Raw genomic sequence first — 22,883 nt, 5'->3', positions numbered from 1 at the left:
CGAGCGGCGTCATCGAAGCGCGAATGCGTCAGCCATATCACGACAAAAGCGGCGAGCCGTCAAAAACGGCTCGCCGCTGGATGGGCCGCGGGGCGGCAACCGGCCCCGCCCTATGAATTACTTCGACACGTCCTGGCCGAAATAGGTGTCGGCGATCTTCTGATAGGTACCGTCGGCCTTGATGTCGGCCAGCGCCTTGTTGATGGCCGCGACCAGCTCCGGATCGCCCTTGCGCACGATGACGCCGGAATAATCGGCATTCTCTTCCTGGGCGGCGATCTTCACATTGGCGTCGGGCTTGTGCTTCTTGAAGTCGAGGAACGACAGGCTGTCATTGATGGTGGCGTCGGCACGGCCGGTCAAAAGCAGCTGGATCGACTGGTCGAAGCCGTCGGTGCCGACCAGTTCGGCGCCATTCGACTCGGCCAGCTTGCCGAAATTGGAGGTCAGCGACTGCGCCGACTTCTTGCCCTTGAGATCGGCGAAGGTCTTGATGTCGGTGTTGTCGCCGCGCACGATCAGCGCCGCCTTGGAGGCGATATAGGGATCGGAGAAATCGTACTTGGCCTTGCGGGCATCGGTGATGCCGACTTCGTTGATGACGGCGTCGTAGCGCTTGACATCGAGGCCGGCGATCAGGCCGTCCCACTTGCCCTCGAGGAACTCCGCCTTGACGCCGAGCTTGCTGGCGATCGCCTTGGCGATTTCGACGTCGAAGCCGACCAGCGCTCCGGATGCATCATGGTAGGTGAAAGGCGCGTAAGTGCCTTCCGTACCAACCTTGATGACACCGGCCTGTTTGATCTGGTCAAGATTGGCGCCGGCATGGCCCGATGCGACCGCCAGGGCCTGCAGTGTTCCGGCGATGATGAGTGACTTGAGCCATTTCATTTTTCTGTGATCCCGTCCTTGGCCTGATGTCAGGCATGTTGTGAGGCGCTGGAAAATGACAGATGCGGGTCGAAAAAATAAGGAACGAAATTTCAAAGAGGACCAATTTCGGAAACCAAATACTCCAAAACGAATTTCTTTGCAGCATTCACAGTTACGGGCAGCCGTGTCGAAATTGCCCGCACGTCATCGCTCCCCCGCCTGCGCCAGCGGAACCTTTCCCGCGCGCGGCAGTTTTGGCTGTTCTAGGGCACGACGCCGTCATTTCAAGCCGGTGCCTGTCATCCGCATCGCCTGAGCCAGGGAGCGCCTTATGATGGAAGACACGGCAGGTCGGGTCATGGTCCGCGCGGCAATGAGGGCGCCCTACCTTGAGCGCGACGAGGAGCATCGGCTTGCATTGCTCTGGAAAGAGGACAACGACCAGAACGCATTGCACAGCATCACCGTTGCCCATATGCGGCTGGTCATTTCCATGGCCTCGAAATTCCGTCACTACGGCCTGCCGCTCGGCGACCTGATCCAAGAAGGCCATGTCGGCCTGCTCGAGGCCGCCGCCCGCTTCGAGCCTGAGCGCGAGGTACGGTTTTCGACCTACGCGACGTGGTGGATTCGCGCTTCGATGCAGGACTACATCCTGCGCAACTGGTCGATCGTGCGCGGCGGCACCAGTTCGGCGCAAAAGGCCCTGTTCTTCAATCTCAGGCGCCTGCGTGCGCGCCTCGCGAACGGCGCCGAACCGCTCTCCAACACAACCCTCTACCGCGAGGTGTCGGTTGCGCTTGGTGTCTCCGAGGCTGATGTGGCGTTGATGGATTCACGCCTGTCGGCGCCGGACTCCTCGCTCAATGTGCCGCTTGCCGACGATGCGGGGGCGACCGAGCGGATGGATTTCCTGGTCTCGGACGATCCCCTGCCCGACGAGATTGTCGGCGACAAGATCGACGTCGCGCGCCGCTCGCTCTGGCTGAGGGAGGCGCTTCAAGCTCTCAACGCCCGCGAACTCCGCATCATCGAGGAACGCCGGCTGACCGACGAGGGCGCCACGCTGGAGGCACTCGGCGAGACGCTCGGCATTTCCAAGGAACGCGTCCGCCAGATCGAGGCCCGCGCGATGGAAAAGCTCAAGGTCGCGCTGGTGAAGCAGAATCCCGAATTCATGGCGACCGCCGCCTGATTCCCGCAATGGGCGCTACTTGTCGGTGACGATCTTGACCTTGTCGCCGGCCGAAACCGCGGCACCCGGCGACAACGCATTGAGCACGCGGAACAGGTCGAGCTTGCGGTCAACGCCAACCATCTGCGCGGCAAGCGAGCCCATGGTCTGTCCCGGCTGTACCGTAAGCACACGGATATGCAGTGGCTTCAGGGCCGCTTTTTCGGCGGGACTGAGAATGCGGAAGGAGCCGCTGACCGAGCGCGCCACCGTTTCCAGCGAGGTGCTGGCAGAGGGGGCCGCGGTCAGCAATCGGTAAACCTGGCCGCCGGCGCGGATCACCGCGATGTCGAACTGCCAGCCTTCGGCGCCGGCATGCGCGGTCGCCGCCTCATTGCCGTTGATGGTTTCCTGCTTGACGGTGCTGTCGTCGAGGCCAGCCACCCAGCCGCTTCTGATATAGTCGGTCAAGGCGCGGTTCTTGTCGATCGAAACGCCGTCGAAGCGGATCGCTATGTCGCCGGGACCGGTCGCCGTCACCGCCGCCGCCGAATTGTCGATGATGAAACCGTCCGGCACCGTGAACGACACGCCGAGGCCCGGATGCAGGAAGGTTTCGCCGCGCACATAGCCTTCTTCCGGCGTGTCGCCGTAAAGCAGGCCGTCTATGCCGGCGAGGAAGGAATCGCGGTCGCGCGTGCCGAAACCGGGCGCGCCGAATTGGCGGGCGTGGCGCTGTGCCAGATCGATGCGCTGTGGTGTGTTGGGATGGGTGGCAAGGAAGTCGAGGCTGGCGTCGGTGGCGCCGCTGATCGAGCGGAAATCGGTGTAGGCCGACATCGACTGCAGGAAGCGGCCGGCGGCATAGGGATCGTAGCCGGCTTCGCCGATCGACTTGATGCCGATGGCGTCCGCCTCCAGTTCCTGGTTGCGCGAGAACTGCGCCAGCCTGAGCTTGCCGCGGATCAGTGCTGCCTTGGCGGTCGGGCTGTCGCCGAGCACATCCGAGACGACCTTGGTCGCAAGGCCTTCCTCGGCCTCCAACTGCTGGCGCTGCAGGCCATGATTGGCGGTGACGTGTCCCATTTCATGCGCGATGACGGCGGCGAGCTCGGACGAATCATTGGCCAGCGCCAGGAGGCCGCGCGTGATGTAGAGATAGCCGCCCGGCAGCGCGAAGGCGTTGACGTTCGGCGAATTGAGGATGGTGATGCGATAGGTCTGGGTCGGGTTGGCCGATACCACGGTCAAATTGCCGACCACCTTGGCGACCATGCGTTCGAGCTTGGGATCGGAATATTCGCCACCATAGGTCGCCAGGATGCGCGGATGCTGCGCCTTGGCGAGTTCGGCAAGCTTGTTGTTGGCGGCGACATTGTCCACCGTGATCGGCTTGTCGGACGGCTGGAAGCCGGATTCCTGGACCTCCGGAGGCGTGAACATCTGGCAGCTCGCCAGCGCCACGGCAAAGCCAGCCAGCGCCAGGAAGCGCGCCAGCGGGTTTATTCGTAGCCTGTCAACGCCGATTGCCAGAATGGCCTCCTTTCAGGTCCTTGCGCATAATCATGCATGCGCAAAACAAACTGCTACAGCGTCCGTCACGCGCCCCTCGGGGCGGGCAGCAGATGCTGTAGGCAAATCACGGCCTGTGCCGGACGGTATCGAGCGGACCTAGCCACACTACTCCAGTCATGGCAAGCAAGCGCCACATCGCCTCGGGCCGGTTTGAGCGTAAATTATGTCCGCTTCCGGGCAATATCTCGTGATAAGGCATCCCCCGCACCCGCACCGATATAGCGCCGGAACGCCTCCGGACCAGCCCCGGCAAAGAAATCGTCCGCCGTGCCTGTGGCAGCGACGGCGCCATTGTCCAGAAACACCACTTTCTGGCCGATGCGGCGGGCATCCTGCGGCTGGTGCGTGACGAACAGAACCGTCATGCCACGCTCGGCATGAAGGCCGGCAACTAGGTCGAGCATATCGTCGCGCAAGGCGGGCCCAAGCGAGGCGAAGGGTTCGTCGAGCAGCAGCACCGGGCGGTCACGCACCAGCACGCGAGCCAGGGCGACGCGCTGGCGCTCACCGCCCGAAAGTTCGCGCGGCAGCCGCTTCTCCTTGCCGGCAAGACCGGTGCGCGCAAGGGCGCCCGCGATATCGGCGTGGTCGGCTTCGGTCAGCCGCAACGATGGCGAACGGCCGAGCCCGACATTCTGCTCGACGGAAAGATGCGCGAAAAGATTGTTCTCCTGAAACACCATGGACACCGGACGCACGGCCGGCGGCTCGCCGCTGACCTCGGCCTCGCCGATCAGCACGCGGCCGGATCTTGGCGTCTCGAACCCGGCCACAAGATTGAGCAGCGTGGACTTTCCCGAACCGCTCGGCCCCATGATGGCGGTGATTTGCGTCGCGGTGAACTCGACATCGAAGGCGAACAATGCCTCGCCATAACTGAACGAGACCTTGTCCAGCCGCACCGGAACCCCTTTGCGCTCAGCCGCCCCGTCAGACATCGCGGGCCATCCCCTTTCCCAGCCGGTCCGCTGCCAGCACCAGTGCCAGGCAGACAAGGGCCAGCAACAACGCCAGGCCGGCGGCGTCCTGCGTGCGGTAGCTGCCCATGCGCGCCAGGAGAAGGTAGGGCAAGGTCTGCACGGAATCGCTGCCGAACAGGGCGATGACGCCGAGATCGCCAAGCGACAGCGCCATGGCAAAGGCGAAGGCGGTGGCGAGCGGCCGCCGCAGCGACGGCCACTCGACCAGCCTCAGCCTTGCCCAGCCGGAAATGCCGAGCTGTGCGCAGAGCCGTTCGTGGCGCTCGCTTGCCGCATCATGGGCGGGGCGGATGGCGCGCAGCGCGAAAGGCATCGCCATGACAGCGTTGACGGTGACGACCATGAGCGGAGCGACGGCAAAGACGTCGCCGGCATGGCGCAGCAACAGGAACCAGCCGGCGCCGACGACGATCGGCGGCACGACCAGCACAAAGCCGGCGCCGGTATCGGTGGCGTGTTCGAGCAGTGTCATTGGGCCGGAGCGGCGGTTCAATGCCAGCGCCCTCCGCGCCATGGTCAATGCCAACGAGAGCATCACCGAAAGCAGCGCCGAAAGGAAGCCGAGCACGGCACTGGTGAGTGTCGCCTGCCGGACAGTGGCCTCGCCGGCCAGCCGGCCGAGATCGGCGCCCAATCCGGTCGCCACGGTCGCCGCCATCGGTCCCGCGACGAAGAGCAGCGCCAATCCGATGAGCAAGGCATTCAGCGCGGCTTCGGTGCCGTTGACGGAGAGATGGCGGCGCGGCGCGACCGGCAGGTTGGTGTCGCCGACGACATTGGCGCCGAGCCGCGTCAGCGCCAGCACCACGATGAAGGTCAAGGCGATCTGCAGCAATGTCAGCGCGACAGCCCTCGCGGGATCGAAATCGAAGCGCAGGGCCTGATAGATGCCGACTTCGAGCGTCGTCGCGGCCGGCCCGCCGCCAAGCGTCAGCACGATCGTGAAGGATGTGATGCAGAGCATGAAGACGAGCCCGGCGACGCCGGGCAAGGCGGCGCGCAGCGTCGGCCATTCGATCAACCGGAACGCCGGCCGCGCCGCCATGCCGAGTTGGCTCGCCAGCCGCCACTGGTCGGAGGGGATGGTTTGCAGCGCCTCGAGGAACAGGCGGGTGGCCAGCGGCAGGTTGAAGAAGACATGGGCGACGAGAATGCCGGAGAGGCCGTAGATGCCCGGCCAGCCCTGGCCGCCAACCCAGTTGAACAGGCCGGCGAAATAGCCGGCACGGCCATAGAGCGCCAGGATGCCGAGCGCAGCGACGATCGCCGGAAGCGCCAACGGCACGGCGAAGAGCTGCAGGATGAAGGCGCGGCCGAAAAACCGTGGATGCCGCGACAGCGCCCGCGCCACGAACAGGGCCGGCCCGACGGAGAGCAGGGTTGACAGGGCCGCCTGCCAGAGTGTGAAGCGCACGACGCGCAGCAGATAAGGATCGAAGGCCGCCCAGGCCCCGGAAAGGTCGTGTGCGCCTTCGACAAGCAGCCCGGCAAACGCGCCGCCGATCAGCAGCGCGATTGCCGCGAGCGCGGTGATGCCGGCGCCGACACGAGAATCCGTGGAATGCGCCGGCGCCATCTGCTTGCCTACTTGCTCATCACCGCCAGCCATTCATCCACCCAGGCCTTGCGGTTGGCGGCGACCTCATCCGGGCTGAACATCAGGGTCTTGGTCGGCTTGACCAGTTTGTCGAAGGCCGGGTTGAGCGGCTTGTCGGTCTTGCCGGCCGGGAACATCCAGTTGGTCTCGGGGATGGCGTCCTGGAATTTCGGTCCGGTCATGAAGGCCATGAATTTCTCCGCCAGCGGGTTCTTGGCGCCGGTCGTGGTGATGCCGGCGACCTCGATCTGCAGATACTCGCCCTCTTCGAAGGATGCCGCTTGGTAACGCTCGGTGTTCTCGGCGACCATGTGGTAGGCCGGCGAGGTGGTGTAGGACAGCACCATCGGCGCCTCGCCCTTGGTGAACAGGCCATAGGCCTCGCTCCAGCCCGGCGTCACGGTCAGCACCTTGGTCTTGAGCTTGGCCCAGGCTTCCGGCGCCTTGTCGCCATAGACCGACTTCACCCAGAGCAGCAGGCCGAGACCGGGCGTCGAGGTGCGCGGATCCTGGATGACGATCTTGTCGTCGGCGCTGCCCTCGACCAGCTCCTTCAAGCTTTTCGGCGGCGACTTCAGCTTCTGCGTATCGTAGACGACGGCGAAATAGCCATAGTCGAAGGGAACAAAAGTATCGTCGCTCCAGCCGCCCGGTACGTTGACATCGCTCACCGCGCCATGCGGCGCGAACAGGCCCGAGGCCTTGGCATCGGCGGTCAGATTGGTGTCGAGGCCGAGCACGATGTCAGCCTTGGTCGAAGCGCCTTCCAGCTTGACGCGGTTGAGCAGCGCCACTCCGTCGGCGACCGAGACGAATTCGACACCGCAGCCGCATTCGGCCTCGAATTCCTTCTTCACCACGGGACCTGGACCCCAGTCGGCGGTGAAGCTCTCATAGGTGTAGACCGTGAGCTTGTCCTTGGCCAAAGCCGGCCCGGACAGCGTCACTGCCGTGGCTGCGATGAGAGAATATAACAACGTGCGCATCGGCGCCTCCTTCGTTTGCGTTGAAAGGAATTGAGGCGTCGGACTGTCCGAAACGTCTAATCCCTCCGCCGGTACAAACCGGATCAGGTTCAGCGGGTTGGCGAGACTGCCTCTCAGCCGGTCCGCTAAATTCGCGTCCGGCACCCCGTTAGAGCGTTTCGACACATAGGCCCGGCGGGTGGGACACGCAAGTGGGAGTTTGCCGCCTTCCGTTTCCCGTGCCGGGCTGGTAAGGCGACGGGATATGAGCACATTCACCATCCTGCTTGGCGGCGATCTCCTCCGCACGCCCCGGCTCGACCGCCAGGTCGAAGGCTCGCGCGTGATCGCCGCCGACGCCGGCATCGGTCATGCGCGGATACTGGGCCTCGTGCCGGAATTGTGGGTCGGTGATTTCGATTCGGTTCCGGCCGATCTGCCCGCCCATCTCGCCGCCGTTCCCCGGCAAACCTTCCCGGCGGAAAAGGACAAGACCGACGGCGAACTGGCAATCGCGGCCGCACTGGAGCGCGGAGCGACCCGCCTTGTGCTGGTGGGCGCCTTCGGCGGCAAGCGCGCCGATCACGCCTTCCTGCATCTGGCGCTCGGCCTGCGGCTGGCCGAGGCCGGAACGGATGTGCTTTTGACCAGCGGCGCCCAGGAGGGTGTCCCCTTGCTCAACGGCGGGGCCAGCTTCGACTATGCCGACGGCACGCTATTTTCTATTCTCGGCTTTTCCGAACTCTCCGGCCTGACCGTCACCGGTGCCAAATGGCCGCTCGACAAGGTCAAGGTGGCTTTCGGATCGTCGCTGACCATTTCCAACGAGGTCAAGGGCCGCCTCGACATCGCGCTCGGCCACGGCCGCGCGCTGCTGCTCGCCCATCCCTATCCATTGCCCGAAAGCTGACATGGCCCCGCCTCTTCTCAATCTCGACGGGATAAGACTGACTTTTGGCGGCACGCCGCTGCTCGATGGCGCCGCCTTGACCGCGTCGGCCGGCGACAAGATCGCGCTGGTCGGCCGCAACGGGTCCGGCAAGTCGACGCTGCTCAAGATCGCCGCCGGCCTGATCGAACCGCAGGACGGCGAGGTGTTCCGGCAGCCTTCGGCAACGGTGCGTTATCTGCCGCAGATGCCCGACATGGACGGCTTCGCCAATGTGCGGGCCTATGTCGAAGCCGGGCTCGGCCCGGCCGACGATCCCTACCGCGCCAGCTATCTGATGGAGCATCTCGGCCTGTCGGGCGAGGAGCGGCCGGGAGACCTGTCCGGCGGCGAGGCCAGGCGCGCCGCCCTTGCCCGCGTCATGGCGCCGGAGCCCGACATTCTGCTACTTGATGAGCCGACTAACCATCTTGATCTGTCGGTCATCGAATGGCTGGAAGAAGAACTCGTCCGGACTTCCTCGGCGCTCATCGTCATCTCGCACGACCGCCGCTTCCTCGAACGTGTGTCGCGCGCCACAGTCTGGCTCGACCGTGGCCAGACCCGCCGGTTGGACAAGGGATTTGGCCATTTCGAGGAATGGCGCGACCTTGTGCTGGAGGAGGAAGAGCGTGAACAGCACAAGCTCGGTCGCCAGATCGTGCGCGAGGAGCACTGGCTCCGCTATGGCGTGACGGCCCGGCGCAAGCGCAACATGCGACGCCTCGGCGAACTGCAGACCATGCGCCAGCGCTTTCGCGGCCATCGCGGCGCGGAGGGCACCGCGACAATGGTCGCCAGCGACGCCGCCGAATCCGGCAAGCTGGTGATCGAAGCCAAGAACATCGAGAAGAGCTTCGGCGACCTCACCGTCGTCAAGGGGCTCTCGACCCGCATCCAGCGCGGCGACCGCGTCGGCCTCGTCGGACCGAACGGCGCTGGCAAGACGACGCTTCTGAAGATGCTGACCGGCGAATTGGCGCCGGACGCAGGTTCGGTACGGCTCGGCACCAATCTGGAGATCGCCACGCTCGACCAGAAGCGCGAAGCGGTCGACCCGCAGGAGACACTGGCGCAATATCTCACCGACGGGCGCGGCGAGAACCTCGTCATCAATGGCGAGCAGCGCCACGTTGTCTCCTACATGAAGGATTTTCTGTTCAAGCCGGAGCAAGCGCGCACGCCGGTGCGCGAGTTGTCCGGCGGCGAGCGGGCGCGGCTGATCCTGGCGCGCGTGCTGGCGCGCCCGGCGAACCTGCTGGTACTCGATGAGCCGACCAACGATCTCGACATGGAGACGCTGGAACTGCTGCAGGAACTGGTCGCCGGGTTCGCCGGCACCGTCATCCTGGTCAGCCATGATCGCGATTTCCTCGACCGCACCGTCACCAGCGTCATCGCGCCCGACGGTGGCGGCCGCTGGGTCGAATATGCCGGCGGCTATTCCGACATGCTGGCGCAGCGCGGCGGCACCCGGCTCGATGACCGCAAGGCGCGCGCCAAGGCCGAAGCCGGCGACGCACCGACTGCCAAGGCAGAACCTGCCGCAGCAAAAGGGCCTGCCAAAAAACTGTCGTTCAAGCAGAAGTTCGCGTTGGAGTCCCTCCCCAAGAAAATCGAGGCAGTGACCGCGTCGATTTCACGGCTGGAGAACAACATCGCCGACCCGGCCTATTACGAGCGCGACCCGGCCTCGTTCCAGAAGACCATCGCCGCCCTCGACAAGGAGCGCGCCACCTTGGCCGCATTGGAAGAGGAATGGCTGGAACTGGAGATGCTGCGGGAAGAGATGGAAGGGTAGGTTCCGCCCGCGGTCGGGGCAGCTCGATTTTATTGCTTTCCATATCGGAATGCGCATATATTATGCGCATGTCGCGGAGGCCACCATGCGTAAGATTGCCTTGAATGCGGTCCGTCAGCCAGCAAATCTGTCGATCGACTCAAATCTCATGCGGGAAGCCAAAGGGCTTGATGTGAATGTCTCGCGCGCTGCGGAGGCCGGCATCGCGGAAGCGGTGGCGGCCGAAAAAACGCGACTATGGAAGCTAGAGAACCGCGCCACGATGGAGTCGTGGAACGACTACATCGAGAAACATGGCATCCCGTTGGAAGAGTACCGGCAGTTCTGATGCCCCGCTATGATGTCTTCGCCGGTCGCGTCGAAGGCAACTATTTGCTCGACGTTCAATCCGATCTGCTCGACAATTTTAGGACGCGGGTAGTCGTCCCGCTTCTGCCGGTCGCAACGGTGCCGCCGCCGATGCGAAAGCTTCATCCGATCTTCGACATCAACGGCCGGAAGCTGGTTATGGCGACACACCTGATTGCTACCGTTCCGGCAAGCGAATTGGGTGAAAGTCGGCTGAACTTGACGAAACATCACGACGAGATCGCCGCCGCGCTCGACATGCTGTTCCAGGGTTTCTGATCGAAGGCGGCCGTTACGCCGTCTGCTCAGCCCGCCGTTTTCGCTTGCCAGGCCTTGATCGCCTCGTCGAACACCTTCTCGCCGGGAATGCCCTTTTCCATGGTCAGCAGCGCCCGCCGTCCGGTCTTGTAGACGACCGGCACATCGATCCAGTCCTGGCCGCGCAGCAAGGTCATGTTGGCGTCTTCGTCGGCCTTGGTGTCGTTGAGCGCGACGAGGAAGAAGCCGTCGGCGATCTTGGCCGGGATGCCGATCAGCGGGCTGCCGGCATCCTGTTCCGAGCTCTTCATGGCGACGCGCAATATGTTGTCGACGCCGCCGCCCTCGAAGCCGTCAGGCGTCAGGAAGATCATCTCGATGATATGGCTAGCCGGCAGGGTCTGGTCGGTGTTGCGGCGAATGGTCATGCGCAACTGGATGTCCTTGCCGGGGATGGTCGCCTCGGCACGGATCGCAGGCTCTGGCGGCAGGTCGCCGCCCGGCGATTCCTGCACCAGCGACCAGACGATGCTGCCGGGCTCGGCCGAACCCTGCGCTGTGCTGGTACGCTCCTCGTAGAAGATCGCCTTCTGGCCGACCGGAACCGAGCTTTGCGCCGCAGCCGGAGCCGTAGCCGCCGGAGCGGCGCCTGCCGGCGCGGGCGGCGGCGTGGCGGCGGCATTGGCCGGCGCCGCGGGCGCGGTTCCGTTGGCGGGTGGTGTGGTGGGCGGGGTGCCCGCCGCAGGCGTGGTGGGGGCAGGCGCGCCTGCCGCGGGCGCAGCAGCAGCGGGCGTATTGGCAGCCGGCGTATTGGCAGCCGGCGCGGGAACCGCCGGCGCGGCCGTGGCCGGCGCATTCGTTGCCGTTGGCGGCGTCGTCAGCGCGGCGACGGATTCACCCTCGCCTATGCCGCTTTGTCCACCGCCCGGGCCGGGATCGGTTTCGCCGCCTTCGGGCGTCAGCCGCTGCGTGAATTTCGTGCCTTCGGCGCCGGTCGCGGGCGCCGGTGGCGTGGCCGCGGCATCGGTCGCCGGCTTGGCCGGCGCCGGTTTCACCGGTTCGACCTTGGCAACAACCTTGCTGCCACCCAGGCCCAGCATCTTGCCGAAGGCATCCTTGTTCAGCCAGATACCGTAACCGCCGCCGGCAACGACCAGCAACGCGACGACGGCGGCGATCAGTCCGCCATAGCCGCGCTTGCGTTCGGCCGGACGCAACCGCTCGAAAGTGTCGGTCGCCGGCGCTTCGTCATTGGCAAAGACATCGTCCTGGTCGTCGTCCCGATCCGCGTCCATCCCCGGCAAGGTCTTCTCCGAAAAGTCCGGAGCGGGCTGGACCGGCGTCGACCTTTGCCAGGCTGGCTCGGCCTTGGCCGCTGGAGCAGGCCGGTTGGGTTCGGGGTTCGCCAAGGGCTGCGCCGGCTTGTACGGCTCCGGGTTGGCCGCGGCAGGCGCCGGCCGGTACGGGGATGGGGCGGGAATCGATTCGGCCTTGGCCGGCTGCTTGACGTGGTTGGACTGGTTCTTGTTGCGGTCGATGGAGGAAAAGATGTGTTCCAGTTCCGCGAGCGGGTCCGTCTCCGGCACACTCTTGACATAGTCCCGCTCGACGCCGGCAATGGCGTCGTCCAGCGAGCGTTTCTGCTTGTCTATGGCCTCGGGAGCCAGCGGCGGCGAATATTCCGCAAGCTTCTTCGCCAGCATGGCGCGAACGCTGTTATAGATGCGCGCACGCTTCTCGGGCGTCTCGTCGCCGTGCTTCTCGAACGCGTTTTTCAGAACAGCAACGAAATCTGCCATGCTTCAGTCGACCTGTATTTTGCCTCCGCGCCGGCCCCCGCAAATCAGCCGCGATGCCCGGAAAGGCTTCAGAAACTAGTCTTGAAACGGATCGGTCACAAGTATCGTGTCGTCCCGTTCCGGGCTGGTGGAGAGGAGTGCAACCGGCGCGCCGATCAACTCCTCTATGTACCGGACATATTTGACCGCCTGGGCCGGCAGATCGTTCCAGCTGCGCGCGCCGGCGGTGGTGCCTTTCCAGCCTTCCAGCGTTTCGTAGATGGGTTCCACGCGGGCCTGCGCGCCCTGGCTTGCCGGCAGATAGTCGATCGTCTCGCCGTCGAGCCTGTAGCCGGTACAGACCTTAATCTCGTCCAGCCCGTCGAGCACGTCGAGCTTGGTCAGCGCGATGCCCTTGATGCCATTGACGGCAACCGCCTGGCGCACCAGCACCGCGTCGAACCAGCCACAGCGGCGCTTGCGCCCGGTGACGACACCGAATTCATGGCCGCGCGTGCCGAGGAACTCGCCGATCTCGTTCTTCTGCTCGGTCGGGAACGGACCTTCGCCGACGCGCGTCGTGTAGGCCTTGGTGATGCCAAGCACGTAGCCGATGGCGCCCGGACCGACGCCGGAGCCTGCCGCGGCCTGGCCGGCGACCGTGTTGGACGAGGTGACGAACGGATAGGTGCCGTGGTCGATGTCGAGCAGCGTGCCTTGCGCGCCTTCGAACAGGATGCGCTCGCCGGCGCGGCGCTTGTCGTCGAGCACCTTCCAGACGCGGTCCATGTAGGGCAGGATATCGTTCGCGACCGAGGTCAATTCCTGCATGATCGCGTCATGCGTGACTTCGCCATGGCCGAGCCCGCGACGCAGCGCATTGTGGTGCGTCAGCAGCCTGTCGACCTTCAGGGGCAAAGTTTCCAAATCCGCCAGATCCATCACCCGAACCGCGCGGCGGCCCACCTTGTCCTCGTAGGCGGGGCCGATCCCGCGTCGGGTCGTGCCAATCTTCGTTCCGGAATTCGAAGCGGCATCCTCTCGGAATCCGTCCAGCTCCCGGTGTACGGACAGGATAAGCGCCGTGTTTTCGGCTATTTTCAGGCGATCCGGCGTGACGTCCACGCCTTGGCCCTTCAGTTTCTCCACTTCGGCGACGAAAGCATGCGGATCGAAGACCACGCCATTGCCGATGATGGACAGCTTGCCTTCCCGCACGACGCCGGAAGGCAGCAGCGACAGCTTGTAGACCTTGCCGTCGACGACCAGCGTGTGGCCGGCATTGTGGCCGCCCTGGAAACGCACGACGACATCGGCGCGCTCCGACAGCCAGTCAACGATCTTGCCCTTGCCTTCGTCGCCCCACTGCGAGCCGACGACCACCACATTGGCCATGTTTCTTTTCCCTTGAGACGCCGCAGCGCGGCTTGGATATGGTTCGAAACGACAGGCCTCTATAGCGTCAAGACCTCGCGAGCGCGACCTTTCTTTGCCGCCGAAAATGCCCTGAGGCACAACAATTTTCGGCTTTGACATCATTTACTTGGGCTGACGGGGGCAATAGGCCGGCAAACACCGCGGCCAATCCCGCGACCGGAAGCCCGCGATGCATCGAAGCGCCTACATGTTCCTGCTGCTCACCACCTTGCTGTGGGGCGGCAATTCGGTGGCCGGCAAACTGGCGGTCGACCACGTCTCGCCGATGACGCTGGTCTTCCTGCGCTGGATGCTGGCCGTGGCAATCCTGCTGCCGATCGGCTGGCGTACGATCCAGGAGGATTGGCCTGCCGTGCGCAGGCACTGGTTCGTGCTGGCGGCGCTGGGCGCCAGCGGCTTCACCCTGTTCAACACCATTTTCTACACCGCGCTCAATTACACCACGGCAATCAATGTCTCGATCGAGCAGGCGGCGATGCCGATCCTGATCATGACAGCCAATTTCGTTTTCTTCCGCCTGCGCGTGAACTGGGCGCAGATCGCCGGCGTGGTGCTGACCATCTTCGGCGTCATCCTGACCGCCTGCCATGGCGATCCGCGCCGGCTGCTGACGCTGGAGCTCAATTTCGGCGACGCCATCATGCTGGTCGCGGTCGTCCTCTACAGCGGCTACTCGGTCGGGTTGCGGCTGAAGCCGGCCATGCGCTGGCAAAGCCTGATGCTGGCCATGTCGTTCGCGGCACTCATCACCTCGTTGCCCTTTTTTCTGTGGGAGGCCGCCGCCGGCAAGGTGATCGTGCCCGATGCGCGCGGCTGGGCTGTCATCGTCTATACGGCGATCGGCGCCTCGGTGATCTCGCAGATTACCTATATAAGGGGCAACGAGCTGATCGGCGCCAACCGCGCCGGCCTGTTCATCAATCTGGTGCCGATCTTCGGCACGCTGCTTTCGGTGCTGATCGTCGGCGAGACTTTCCAGCTCTATCAGGCGCTAGCGCTGGTCCTCGTTCTGGGCGGCATCTGGCTCGCCGAATACAGCGGGCGAAAGATGACGATGCTGAACCGGCGATAAAGCCGCAGCCAGTCAACGGAAGCAGCTCCAAATCATGCCACTGCCGGAAATGGCGCATCCGCCGGGCGTACCAGCGTTCATGCAAACGCCCCGCATTCATGCCGGCAAACGGGGCGTCATAGTGGTTTTGCTTGTCACCCCTCAGGGCGCGGAGGGATGGACTAGAACCCGCCCACGTCGAACTGGAGCCGCTTTGCCGAGTCGATCGACTTGTGGCCCCGCACCTGCTCCAGCACCTTTTCCGGGAACGGCGCGTCGAGATAGAGCAAAGCGATGGCGTCGCCCCCCGGCCGATTGCGGCCGAGCTGGAAGTTGGCGATGTTGACGCCATTCTCGCCGCAGACGGTACCGAGCAGGCCGATGATGCCGGGCGCGTCGGCATTGGTCGTGTAGAGCATGTGCTGACCGACCTCGGCGTCGAGATTGATGCCCTTGATCTGGATGAAGCGTGGCTTGCCGTCGGAGAAGCACGTGCCGGCGATCGAGCGGGTCTTGTGCTCGGTCTTGACCGTCAGCTTGATATAGCCGTCGAAGACGCCCGATTTGTCGCGCTTGACCTCGGCGACGATGATGCCGCGCTCCTTCACCATGATCGGCGCCGAGACCATGTTGACGTCGGCGACCTGCGGCCTGATCAGCCCGGCAAGGGCAGCGCTGATCAGCGCGCGCGTGTTCATCGTCGCGGTCGAGCCGTCGAACAGGATCTCGACCTCGGTGATCGGATCCTCGGTGACCTGGCCGACAAAGGCGCCGAGCACTTCGGCGAGCTTGACGAACGGCTTGAGCCGCGGCGCTTCTTCCGCCGTGATCGAAGGCATGTTGATGGCGTTGGAGACCGCGCCCTTGATCAGGTAGTCGGCCATCTGCTCGGCGACCTGCAGCGCGACATTCTCCTGCGCTTCCGCCGTCGAGGCGCCGAGATGCGGCGTCGCAACCACGTTCTCCATGCCGAACAGCGCATTCTGCTCCGCCGGTTCGACCTCGAACACGTCGATGCCGGCGCCCGCCACCTTGCCGCTCTTCAGCGCCGCGACCAGATCGGCTTCGACCACCAGGCCGCCACGAGCGCAGTTGATGATGCGCACGCCGTTCTTCATCTTGGCGATGGCCGCCGCATCGATGATGTTGCGGGTCTTGTCGGTCAGCGGCGTGTGCAGCGCGATGAAGTCCGCACGGGCGAAGAGTTCGTCCAGTTCCACCTTGTCGACGCCGAGTTCCTCGGCGCGCTTGTCCGACAGGAACGGGTCGAAGGCAACCACATGCATCTTCAGCCCGACGCCGCGTGTGGCGACGATCGAACCGATGTTGCCGCAGCCGATGACGCCGAGCGTCTTGCCGGTGATCTCGACGCCCATGAAGCGGTTCTTCTCCCATCTACCGGCATGGGTCGAAGCGTTGGCTTCCGGTATCTGGCGGGCGAGCGCGAAGATCATCGCCACGGCGTGTTCGGCCGTCGTGATCGAATTGCCGAAGGGCGTGTTCATCACAATGATACCCTTGCGGCTTGCCGCCGGGATATCGACATTGTCGACGCCGATGCCGGCGCGGCCGATGACCTTGAGATTGGTGGCAGCGTTGATCAGCTTCTCGGTGACCTTGGTCGCCGAGCGGATGGCGAGTCCGTCATACTGGCCGATCACTTCGAGCAGCTTTGCCTTGTCCTTGCCGAGGTCGGGCAGGTAGTCGACCTCGACGCCGCGATCCTTGAAGATCTGCACGGCGGTAGGAGAGAGTTTGTCGGAAACGAGAACGCGGGGCGCCATGGCGGCCTCCTTGAAAATGGGATTGACCCGGGAACGGGCGGCCCTCGGGCCGCCGCGGAGTACTTCAGGCAGCCGCTTTCAGCGACGCCTTCTGGCTGGCAAAGGCCCAGTCGAGCCAGGGCAGCAGCACTTCGAGATCGGAGGTCTCGACGGTTGCGCCGCACCAGATGCGCAACCCCGGCGGGGCATCGCGATAGGAACCGATGTCGTAGGCGACGCCTTCCTTGTCGAGCATCGAGACAAGCCCCTTGGCGAAGGCCGCCTGCCCGTCAGCGTCGAGCGCCGCGATATCCGGATCGCTGAAGGACAGACAGACCGACGTGTTCGAGCGTGTCGCCGGCTCGACGGCGAGATGGCCGAGCCAGGATGAGCTTTCCACGAACCGGTCGAGCACGGCGGCATTGGCATCCGCCCTGGCAATCAGCGCATCGAGGCCGCCGATCGACTTCGCCCAGTTCAACGCGTCGAGATAGTCCTCGACGCAAAGCATCGACGGCGTGTTGATGGTTTCGCCCTTGAAGATGCCTTCGATCAGCTTGCCGCCTGAGGTCAGACGGAAGATTTTCGGCAACGGCCAAGAAGGCGTGTAGCTCTCCAGCCGCGCGACGGCACGTGGCGACAGGATCAGCATGCCATGCGCGCCCTCGCCGCCCAGCACCTTCTGCCAGGAGAACGTCACGACATCGAGCTTCTCGAAATCCAGCCTTTGCGCGAAGGCGGCTGACGTCGCGTCGCAGATGGTCAGGCCCTTGCGATCGGCTGGGATGAAATCACCGTTCGGCACGCGCACGCCCGAGGTCGTGCCGTTCCAGGTGAAGACCACATCGCGGTCGAAATCGATCTTGCTCAGATCAGGCAGCGCGCCATAGCCGGCCTCGATCTTTCTGACATCGGCGAGTTTCAGCTGCTTGACCACGTCGGTGACCCAACCGGAGCCGAAGCTTTCCCAGGCGACCATGTCGACGCCGCGCTCGCCCAGCAGCGACCACAGCGCCATCTCGACAGCGCCGGTGTCCGACGCCGGCACGATGCCGATGCGGTAGTCCGCCGGGACTTGCAGGATTTCGCGCGTCAGCTCGATCGCCTGTTCGAGCTTGGTCTTGCCGATCTTGGCGCGATGGGAACGGCCGAGCGCGGCGGATTTCAGCGCCTCGACCGACCAGCCGGGGCGTTTTGCGCAGGGACCCGAGGAAAAATTTGGATTTGCCGGACGGAATCCGGGCTTCGTATGCGTCGTCATCGTGGTCTATCCTTCCAGATAGTGGCCCCTCGTTGGGGAGGGGTGGCCCACGGACGGCGATATGCGTTCATGCCTCGGGCGTCAAGAGGAAAGTTTTTGTCGCTGCCGGGATACCAAATGCATGTCGCCCAAAGTTCGCGGCGGTTTTGGGACGACGACATGCATCAAACAAGAATGTCCGTGATCAGGATCGCGTGATTTCAAAAGCAGACGGCGGACCGCAGGGATCCGCCGCCAAAATGCTGATCTGTCCGGGGGCCTACCAGAGATCGTAGCGCAGCCCGAGCTTGACCTGATGATTGCTGATTCCCTTGTGGACCGGGAAGGAGGTGAGGCTTTCGGCCGTCACATATTCGGCGTCGGGGGCCGAGAAATACTGATAGCCCAGATCGACGGAAACGTTCTTGGAAACTTGGTAGGCAAGGCCCGCATTCAACGTATAGGCGAAGGAATACTGGGTCTTGTTGTCCTGCAGGTCGAAACTGTTGGCGGGGACATTGTTATCCGTGTAAGTCGCCGAAAGCGTATGCCTGCTGCGGACAACACCGATGCCGGCGCCGAGATAGGGCGTGATTCCGACATATGTGCCGAGATCGACATAGCCATTGAGTATCCCCGAGAAGGCATAGTTCTTCAGCGATCCCGATCCCTGGGTCGACAATGTCGGCAGCGTGACGACCGCCGAATCGTCATAGCGGAAGCTGACGTCGTTACCGGGCAAATAGCCGAGGTTGAGATCGGCGCGCAGATAGTCGGTGAAATGATAGCCGAAACCGATGCTCGCGAAGGCCGCTTTGTTGCTCTCGCTAAAGTTCTCGTTGTTGATCGCCGACGGGAACGTGAAATCCCCATTTTTAAAGCTCTTTTGCACCAGGTAGGAGACGTCGCCGCGCAGATACCATCCGGAGCCGACCTCGACCGGCACATAGTCCGGCGCCTGGTCGACATAGACCGGCGGATCGTAATCGGCGGCGAGCGCCGATGTCAGTGGCAAGAGGCCGAATCCGGCAAGCGCCAACGCAATACGCGATATGAGTGTCATGGTCCCCGACTCCCGATTTGGCGACACCTGCGATCACGCAGGCAGCCATCGTTTCAAGGAGCATTGTTAACCATAGTGGTTAAGTGCCGGTTAAGGCTAACAGAGCGTTAGCGAATTGATCTCGAACGAACTCACCCCGGATCATCTCAAACAAAAAACCGCCCGGCTGATGCCGGGCGGTCGACGAATTTTTGGAACTTCGAGGCGATTACTTGGTGTAGATCGGCTCGGGTTCGGGCTGGTAGGCAACCGGTACACTGCACCCATTGTTGCCGCCAAACTGATAGCGCAAGCCACCGCGCACTTCGTGGGTGTTGAAGCCGTGATCGAAGCCCGGCCCGGCGCCCGGCGTGGCGCTGCTTGGACCATACTCGAACATGCGACCGCCCTGAATATGGGAGAAACGGTAGCCAGCATCGAGGATGACTTTGTCGGTCAGACAGTAGGAGGCGCCGGCCATGACCGCGTAAGCGAAGCGCCAGCTGGATGTCCCGGGGTTGGACTCGGTAGTGTTCGGATCGTAGACAGTATCCCACTTGACGCGCGCACCGCCGATGCCGGCACCGACATAGGGCGTGATACCGTGCCACGTGCCGATATCGACATACGCATTGGCCAGCAGCAGCAAGGCGCTCATCTTCGACACTTCCGTCGAGGTCGTGGTGAGATCCGAGGTGGCGCCGTTGAAGTTCGACTTGAACCAGTAATCGGCGGTCAGATCGGTGCGGAAGTGTTCATTGATCTTGTAGCCGACGCCGCCGCCTAGCGAGAAGCCGCCCTTGAGCTTGCCGTAGTCGAAGCTCTTGCTGCCGGCGACCCCCACAGGAGGTCCGCACGGGCAAGGCGCGGCCCCATAGGTGATGTAGTCGATGTCACCCACCTTCGACTTGTGATAGTCGAGGTCGCCGCGGATATACCATCCGCCGACATCGACAGGCTGCTCATAGACCGGCGGTGGCGCTTCCTCGACCTGCGGTTCGGGCAGATCAGCTGCGAGTACCGGCCAGGCCAAGCCCGCGAACAGCAGCGCGAACAGGGCCTTTCTTGCTGTATTGAACATGCTTGTCACCCCTAGAAACCCTCGGAACGGCGATCGTGTCCGAATGAATTGGCTTTCAGGCGTGGATAATGAATTGCAAAAGTTAAAAGGCGTTTAACCCTGTCGATTAACCACGAATCTCTAAAATCCGGGAGATCTGGCGATGATTTCGACAGAATGAACCCGGTTCTCCGGCCAACAAAAAGCCCGCCGGCGGGGCGGGCTTCGGTGCAACCAGGGGCGCTACCACACGCCGGAGATCAGGCGGCGCTGCGGGTTTCCGAGATGACCCCGATGATGTCGTTGACGACGGCCTCGACCAGTTGCGGATCGTCGCCCTCGGCCATGACACGGATCAGCGGCTCGGTGCCGGATGGGCGGATGACCAGCCGCCCGGCCTTGCCGAGACGGTGGCGGGCGTCTTCGATCGCGGCCTTGACCAGGGCTTCCTCCAGTGGCTTGCCTCCGGCGATGCGAACGTTCTTCAACAGTTGCGGTACCGGCTCGAACTTCTTCGACAGTTCGCTGACCGGGCGGCCCTGCCGCTTGATACAGGCCAGCACCTGCAGCGCCGAGACCAGACCGTCGCCGGTGGTCGAAAAGTCGGACAGCACGATGTGACCCGATTGCTCGCCGCCGACATTGAGCCCATGCGCGCGCATGTGCTCCACGACATAGCGGTCGCCGACCTTGGTGCGGTGCAATTGCAGCTTCATGTCGCCGAGAAAGCGTTCGAGGCCGAGATTGGACATGACGGTCGAAACGACGCCACCACCGGCCAGCCGCCCGCTCTGGTGCCAGGACTCGGCAATCAACGCCATGATCTGGTCGCCGTCGACGATGGCCCCGTTCTCGTCGACGATGACGACGCGGTCGGCATCGCCGTCGAGCGCGATGCCGATGTCGGCGCGCACTTCATGCACCTTCTTCTGCAGCCCGGCCGGATGGGTCGAGCCGCATTCCCTGTTGATGTTGAAGCCGTTGGGTTCGACATTGATGGCCACGACCTCGGCGCCAAGCTCCCACAGCGCCTCTGGCGCCACCTTGTAGGCCGCGCCATTGGCGCAGTCGACAACGATCCTGAGACCCGAAAGCGACATCGAGCGCGGCAAGGTTCGCTTGGCGAATTCGATGTAGCGGTCGTGCACGCCATCGACGCGCTTGGCGCGGCCAAGCCCGTCGGAATCGGCGAGCGCCAGTTCGATATCCTTGTCGAGCATGCTCTCGATGCGTTCTTCGATCTCGTCGGAGAGCTTGTAGCCGTCGGGGCCGAACAGCTTGATGCCGTTGTCGTAATAGGGATTGTGCGAAGCCGAGATCATGACGCCGATGTCGGCGCGCAGGGAACGCACCAGCATGGCCACCGCCGGTGTCGGGATCGGGCCGAGCAGGAACACATCCATGCCGGCGGCGCAAAGGCCGGCCACCATCGCGTTCTCGATCATGTAGCCGGAAAGCCTGGTGTCCTTGCCGAGCACGACACGATGGCGATGGCTGCCGCGCTGGAATGAAAGGCCGGCGGCCATGCCGACCCGCATGGCGATTTCCGCGGTCATCGGAAACTTGTTGGCGCGCCCGCGAATGCCGTCCGTGCCGAAGTAATTCCCTGCCATGCTAGCCAGTATCCCTGATTGTCCTTAGCCGGCACGTCATGCCACAATTGGCCGTCGCGCCCCGATCACATTGTGTGATTATATGTTACCAATCCTTAGAAAATCATTGTTGTGCACTGCACACAACCTGGTGGCACCCTGTTACGCAGCCACCATTGCGCCACAATATACCAGTTTTGCGAGCCATTCGGCGCGGATGCATCCCGAGAATTCTTACCTCGGCCGCCGTAAGGTCAAATGATTTCATCACCTTGTCGTTAGAAATCGATTTTCGGGGATATATAAGCCACCTGGCATCTGGCGCAACCGACCGTTGAGCGTTATTGATTCGCTGGGACGTATAATGGGCTGCAGCCACGGAGAAACGCTATGCTCATCCACCGAATTGCCACTCTGACCGGCCTCGCGGTCGCGACGTTGTTCCTGGCCGCGCCAGCCAACGCGCTGACGATGGCCGAGTGCAGCACGAAGTATAACGCCGCCAAGGACGCGGGGACGCTTGCGGGGGCGACCTGGAACCAGTTCCGCAAGGCGCAATGCGGTACCGACGCCGCGGCCACCACGGATACCAAGGCGGCCACGACCAAGGCAGCCACGACCAAGCCGGCCGAAGCCAAGCCGGCGAAGACCACCAAGGCTGCGGCCGCGGCTGCCGACAGCACGGCGAAGGGCCTGACCGCCAAGGAATGCAGCACCAAGTACCAGGCGGCCAAGGCCGCCGGCACGCTGAACGGCATGAAGTGGAATGACTTCCGCAAGGCCGAATGCGCCGCTGGCGCATCCGCTGCCGCCGACACCAAGCCGGCGACCACCAAGGCGGCGGCCGCTCCGGCCGCTGCTTCTGGCAAGGGCCTGAGCATGGCCGAATGCAGCACCAAGTACCAGGCTGCCAAGACGGCGAACACGCTGAAGGGCATGAAGTGGAACGACTTCCGCAAGGCTGAATGCGGCGCCGGCGCGTCCGACGACGACACCGTACCCGCCCCGAGCGAGGCGAGCTACACCAAGGAGCCGGCAAAGCCGACGACGGTTGCGCCCAAGGGCGTCACCTTCCCGTCCGCGATCTCGGCGAAGTATGCCAGCGAAACTCCCGGAAAGGGCCGTATGCATACCTGCCTCGACCAGTACTATGTCCTCAAGGACGCCAACGCGCTCGGCGGCCTGAAGTGGATCCAGAAGGGCGGCGGCTTCTACAGCCTCTGCAATGCCAAGCTGAAGGGGTGATCGCGTAGCCATATTCTCCAAAAAAAGGCCCGCGCATCGCAAGATGCGCGGGCCTTTTTGTTGCGCACGAAGACGTCCGGCGTTTGCTCGCACATCGCGCGCTGCCGGCACCGTTAATTCGCCTACACTCCCCACCGCCAGGCTCTTCGGTAGCTTGCAAAGATTCTAGTTGAACA

At 63.6% G+C, this 22,883-nt stretch carries 19 protein-coding genes and 1 riboswitch; of the genes, 7 read left to right on the top strand and 12 right to left on the bottom strand.

The window, feature by feature from the left end; all coding sequences use genetic code 11:
• Window positions 1–117: 117 nt before the first annotated feature.
• Window positions 118–891, bottom strand: coding sequence for an amino acid ABC transporter substrate-binding protein (locus EJ077_RS03015; protein WP_208699516.1), 774 nt, complete (start codon window positions 889–891; stop codon window positions 118–120).
• 313 nt (window positions 892–1,204) lie between these two features.
• Between EJ077_RS03015 and EJ077_RS03010 the strand changes: the two genes are divergently transcribed.
• Complete coding sequence (locus EJ077_RS03010; RefSeq protein WP_127279395.1) at window positions 1,205–2,068, top strand: RNA polymerase factor sigma-32; 864 nt, start codon at window positions 1,205–1,207, stop codon at window positions 2,066–2,068.
• Between the two features lie 15 nt (window positions 2,069–2,083).
• Here EJ077_RS03010 and EJ077_RS03005 read toward each other — a convergent pair whose 3' ends face one another.
• From EJ077_RS03005 to thiB, 4 genes are all read right to left on the bottom strand, one after another.
• Entirely contained in the window at window positions 2,084–3,553 is a 1,470-nt protein-coding gene (locus tag EJ077_RS03005) for a M48 family metalloprotease (protein ID WP_023784820.1), read from the bottom strand.
• 230 nt (window positions 3,554–3,783) lie between these two features.
• The gene (gene thiQ, locus EJ077_RS03000; protein ID WP_208699514.1) at window positions 3,784–4,560 is read right to left on the bottom strand and encodes a thiamine ABC transporter ATP-binding protein; all 777 of its coding nucleotides are present in this window, start codon (window positions 4,558–4,560) and stop codon (window positions 3,784–3,786) included.
• Window positions 4,553–6,178: a thiamine/thiamine pyrophosphate ABC transporter permease gene (gene thiP / locus EJ077_RS02995; protein ID WP_208702893.1), complete on the bottom strand. Its 1,626-nt coding sequence runs from the start codon at window positions 6,176–6,178 to the stop codon at window positions 4,553–4,555. The genes thiQ and thiP overlap by 8 nt, the downstream gene beginning before the upstream one ends.
• Window positions 6,179–6,186: 8 nt before the next feature.
• The gene (gene thiB / locus EJ077_RS02990; RefSeq protein ID WP_208699512.1) at window positions 6,187–7,185 is read right to left on the bottom strand and encodes a thiamine ABC transporter substrate binding subunit; all 999 of its coding nucleotides are present in this window, start codon (window positions 7,183–7,185) and stop codon (window positions 6,187–6,189) included.
• Between the two features lie 43 nt (window positions 7,186–7,228).
• Window positions 7,229–7,343, bottom strand: a riboswitch (TPP riboswitch).
• Between the two features lie 86 nt (window positions 7,344–7,429).
• On the opposite strand from thiB, the gene EJ077_RS02985 reads away from it, so the two are divergent.
• From EJ077_RS02985 to EJ077_RS02970, 4 genes are all read left to right on the top strand, one after another.
• Window positions 7,430–8,074, top strand: a complete 645-nt coding sequence (locus EJ077_RS02985; protein ID WP_208699510.1) for a thiamine diphosphokinase — start codon at window positions 7,430–7,432, stop codon at window positions 8,072–8,074.
• A gap of 1 nt (window position 8,075) precedes the next feature.
• Window positions 8,076–9,893 carry an ABC-F family ATP-binding cassette domain-containing protein gene (locus tag EJ077_RS02980; protein WP_208699508.1) on the top strand — a complete coding sequence of 606 codons (1,818 nt, stop codon included), beginning with the start codon at window positions 8,076–8,078 and terminating at the stop codon, window positions 9,891–9,893.
• Window positions 9,894–9,978: 85 nt separating this feature from the next.
• Window positions 9,979–10,221, top strand: a complete 243-nt coding sequence (locus tag EJ077_RS02975) for a type II toxin-antitoxin system CcdA family antitoxin (protein WP_208699506.1) — start codon at window positions 9,979–9,981, stop codon at window positions 10,219–10,221.
• A complete protein-coding gene (locus EJ077_RS02970; RefSeq protein ID WP_208699504.1) occupies window positions 10,221–10,520 on the top strand; it encodes a CcdB family protein in 300 nt (99 codons plus the stop codon). The genes EJ077_RS02975 and EJ077_RS02970 overlap by 1 nt, the downstream gene beginning before the upstream one ends.
• A 26-nt stretch (window positions 10,521–10,546) precedes the next feature.
• Here the strand turns inward: EJ077_RS02970 and EJ077_RS02965 are convergent, their stop codons facing one another.
• Together EJ077_RS02965 and EJ077_RS02960 are read right to left on the bottom strand one after the other, a co-directional pair.
• Window positions 10,547–12,298: a hypothetical protein gene (locus EJ077_RS02965; RefSeq protein WP_208699502.1), complete on the bottom strand. Its 1,752-nt coding sequence runs from the start codon at window positions 12,296–12,298 to the stop codon at window positions 10,547–10,549.
• Between the two features lie 75 nt (window positions 12,299–12,373).
• On the bottom strand, window positions 12,374–13,672 hold the full coding sequence (locus EJ077_RS02960) for an adenylosuccinate synthase (RefSeq protein ID WP_127279499.1): 1,299 nt from the start codon (window positions 13,670–13,672) through the stop codon (window positions 12,374–12,376).
• Window positions 13,673–13,883: 211 nt separating this feature from the next.
• Between EJ077_RS02960 and EJ077_RS02955 the strand changes: the two genes are divergently transcribed.
• Window positions 13,884–14,786, top strand: a complete 903-nt coding sequence (locus EJ077_RS02955) for a DMT family transporter (protein ID WP_208699500.1) — start codon at window positions 13,884–13,886, stop codon at window positions 14,784–14,786.
• Between the two features lie 161 nt (window positions 14,787–14,947).
• On the opposite strand, the gene serA is transcribed toward EJ077_RS02955, so the two are convergent.
• The 5 genes from serA to glmM form a co-directional block, all read right to left on the bottom strand.
• Window positions 14,948–16,549: a phosphoglycerate dehydrogenase gene (serA, locus tag EJ077_RS02950; protein ID WP_208699498.1), complete on the bottom strand. Its 1,602-nt coding sequence runs from the start codon at window positions 16,547–16,549 to the stop codon at window positions 14,948–14,950.
• 64 nt (window positions 16,550–16,613) lie between these two features.
• The gene (locus tag EJ077_RS02945) at window positions 16,614–17,789 is read right to left on the bottom strand and encodes a phosphoserine transaminase (RefSeq protein ID WP_208699496.1); all 1,176 of its coding nucleotides are present in this window, start codon (window positions 17,787–17,789) and stop codon (window positions 16,614–16,616) included.
• A 259-nt stretch (window positions 17,790–18,048) separates the two neighbouring features.
• Complete coding sequence (locus EJ077_RS02940) at window positions 18,049–18,831, bottom strand: outer membrane protein (protein WP_208699494.1); 783 nt, start codon at window positions 18,829–18,831, stop codon at window positions 18,049–18,051.
• A gap of 208 nt (window positions 18,832–19,039) precedes the next feature.
• Window positions 19,040–19,891 carry an outer membrane protein gene (locus EJ077_RS02935; RefSeq protein WP_208699492.1) on the bottom strand — a complete coding sequence of 284 codons (852 nt, stop codon included), beginning with the start codon at window positions 19,889–19,891 and terminating at the stop codon, window positions 19,040–19,042.
• A gap of 239 nt (window positions 19,892–20,130) precedes the next feature.
• Window positions 20,131–21,483, bottom strand: a complete 1,353-nt coding sequence (gene glmM, locus EJ077_RS02930) for a phosphoglucosamine mutase (RefSeq protein ID WP_208699490.1) — start codon at window positions 21,481–21,483, stop codon at window positions 20,131–20,133.
• Window positions 21,484–21,852: 369 nt separating this feature from the next.
• Here glmM and EJ077_RS02925 point away from each other — a divergent pair, with 369 nt between their 5' ends.
• Window positions 21,853–22,707, top strand: coding sequence for a hypothetical protein (locus EJ077_RS02925; protein WP_208699488.1), 855 nt, complete (start codon window positions 21,853–21,855; stop codon window positions 22,705–22,707).
• The last annotated feature ends 176 nt before the right edge of the window (window positions 22,708–22,883 follow it).

The sequence above is a fragment of the Mesorhizobium sp. M8A.F.Ca.ET.057.01.1.1 genome, assembly GCF_003952565.1.
Taxonomy (GTDB): domain Bacteria; phylum Pseudomonadota; class Alphaproteobacteria; order Rhizobiales; family Rhizobiaceae; genus Mesorhizobium.
The sequence above is the reverse complement of the archived record's forward strand: the minus strand, read 5'-3'. Positions and strand labels throughout refer to the sequence as shown.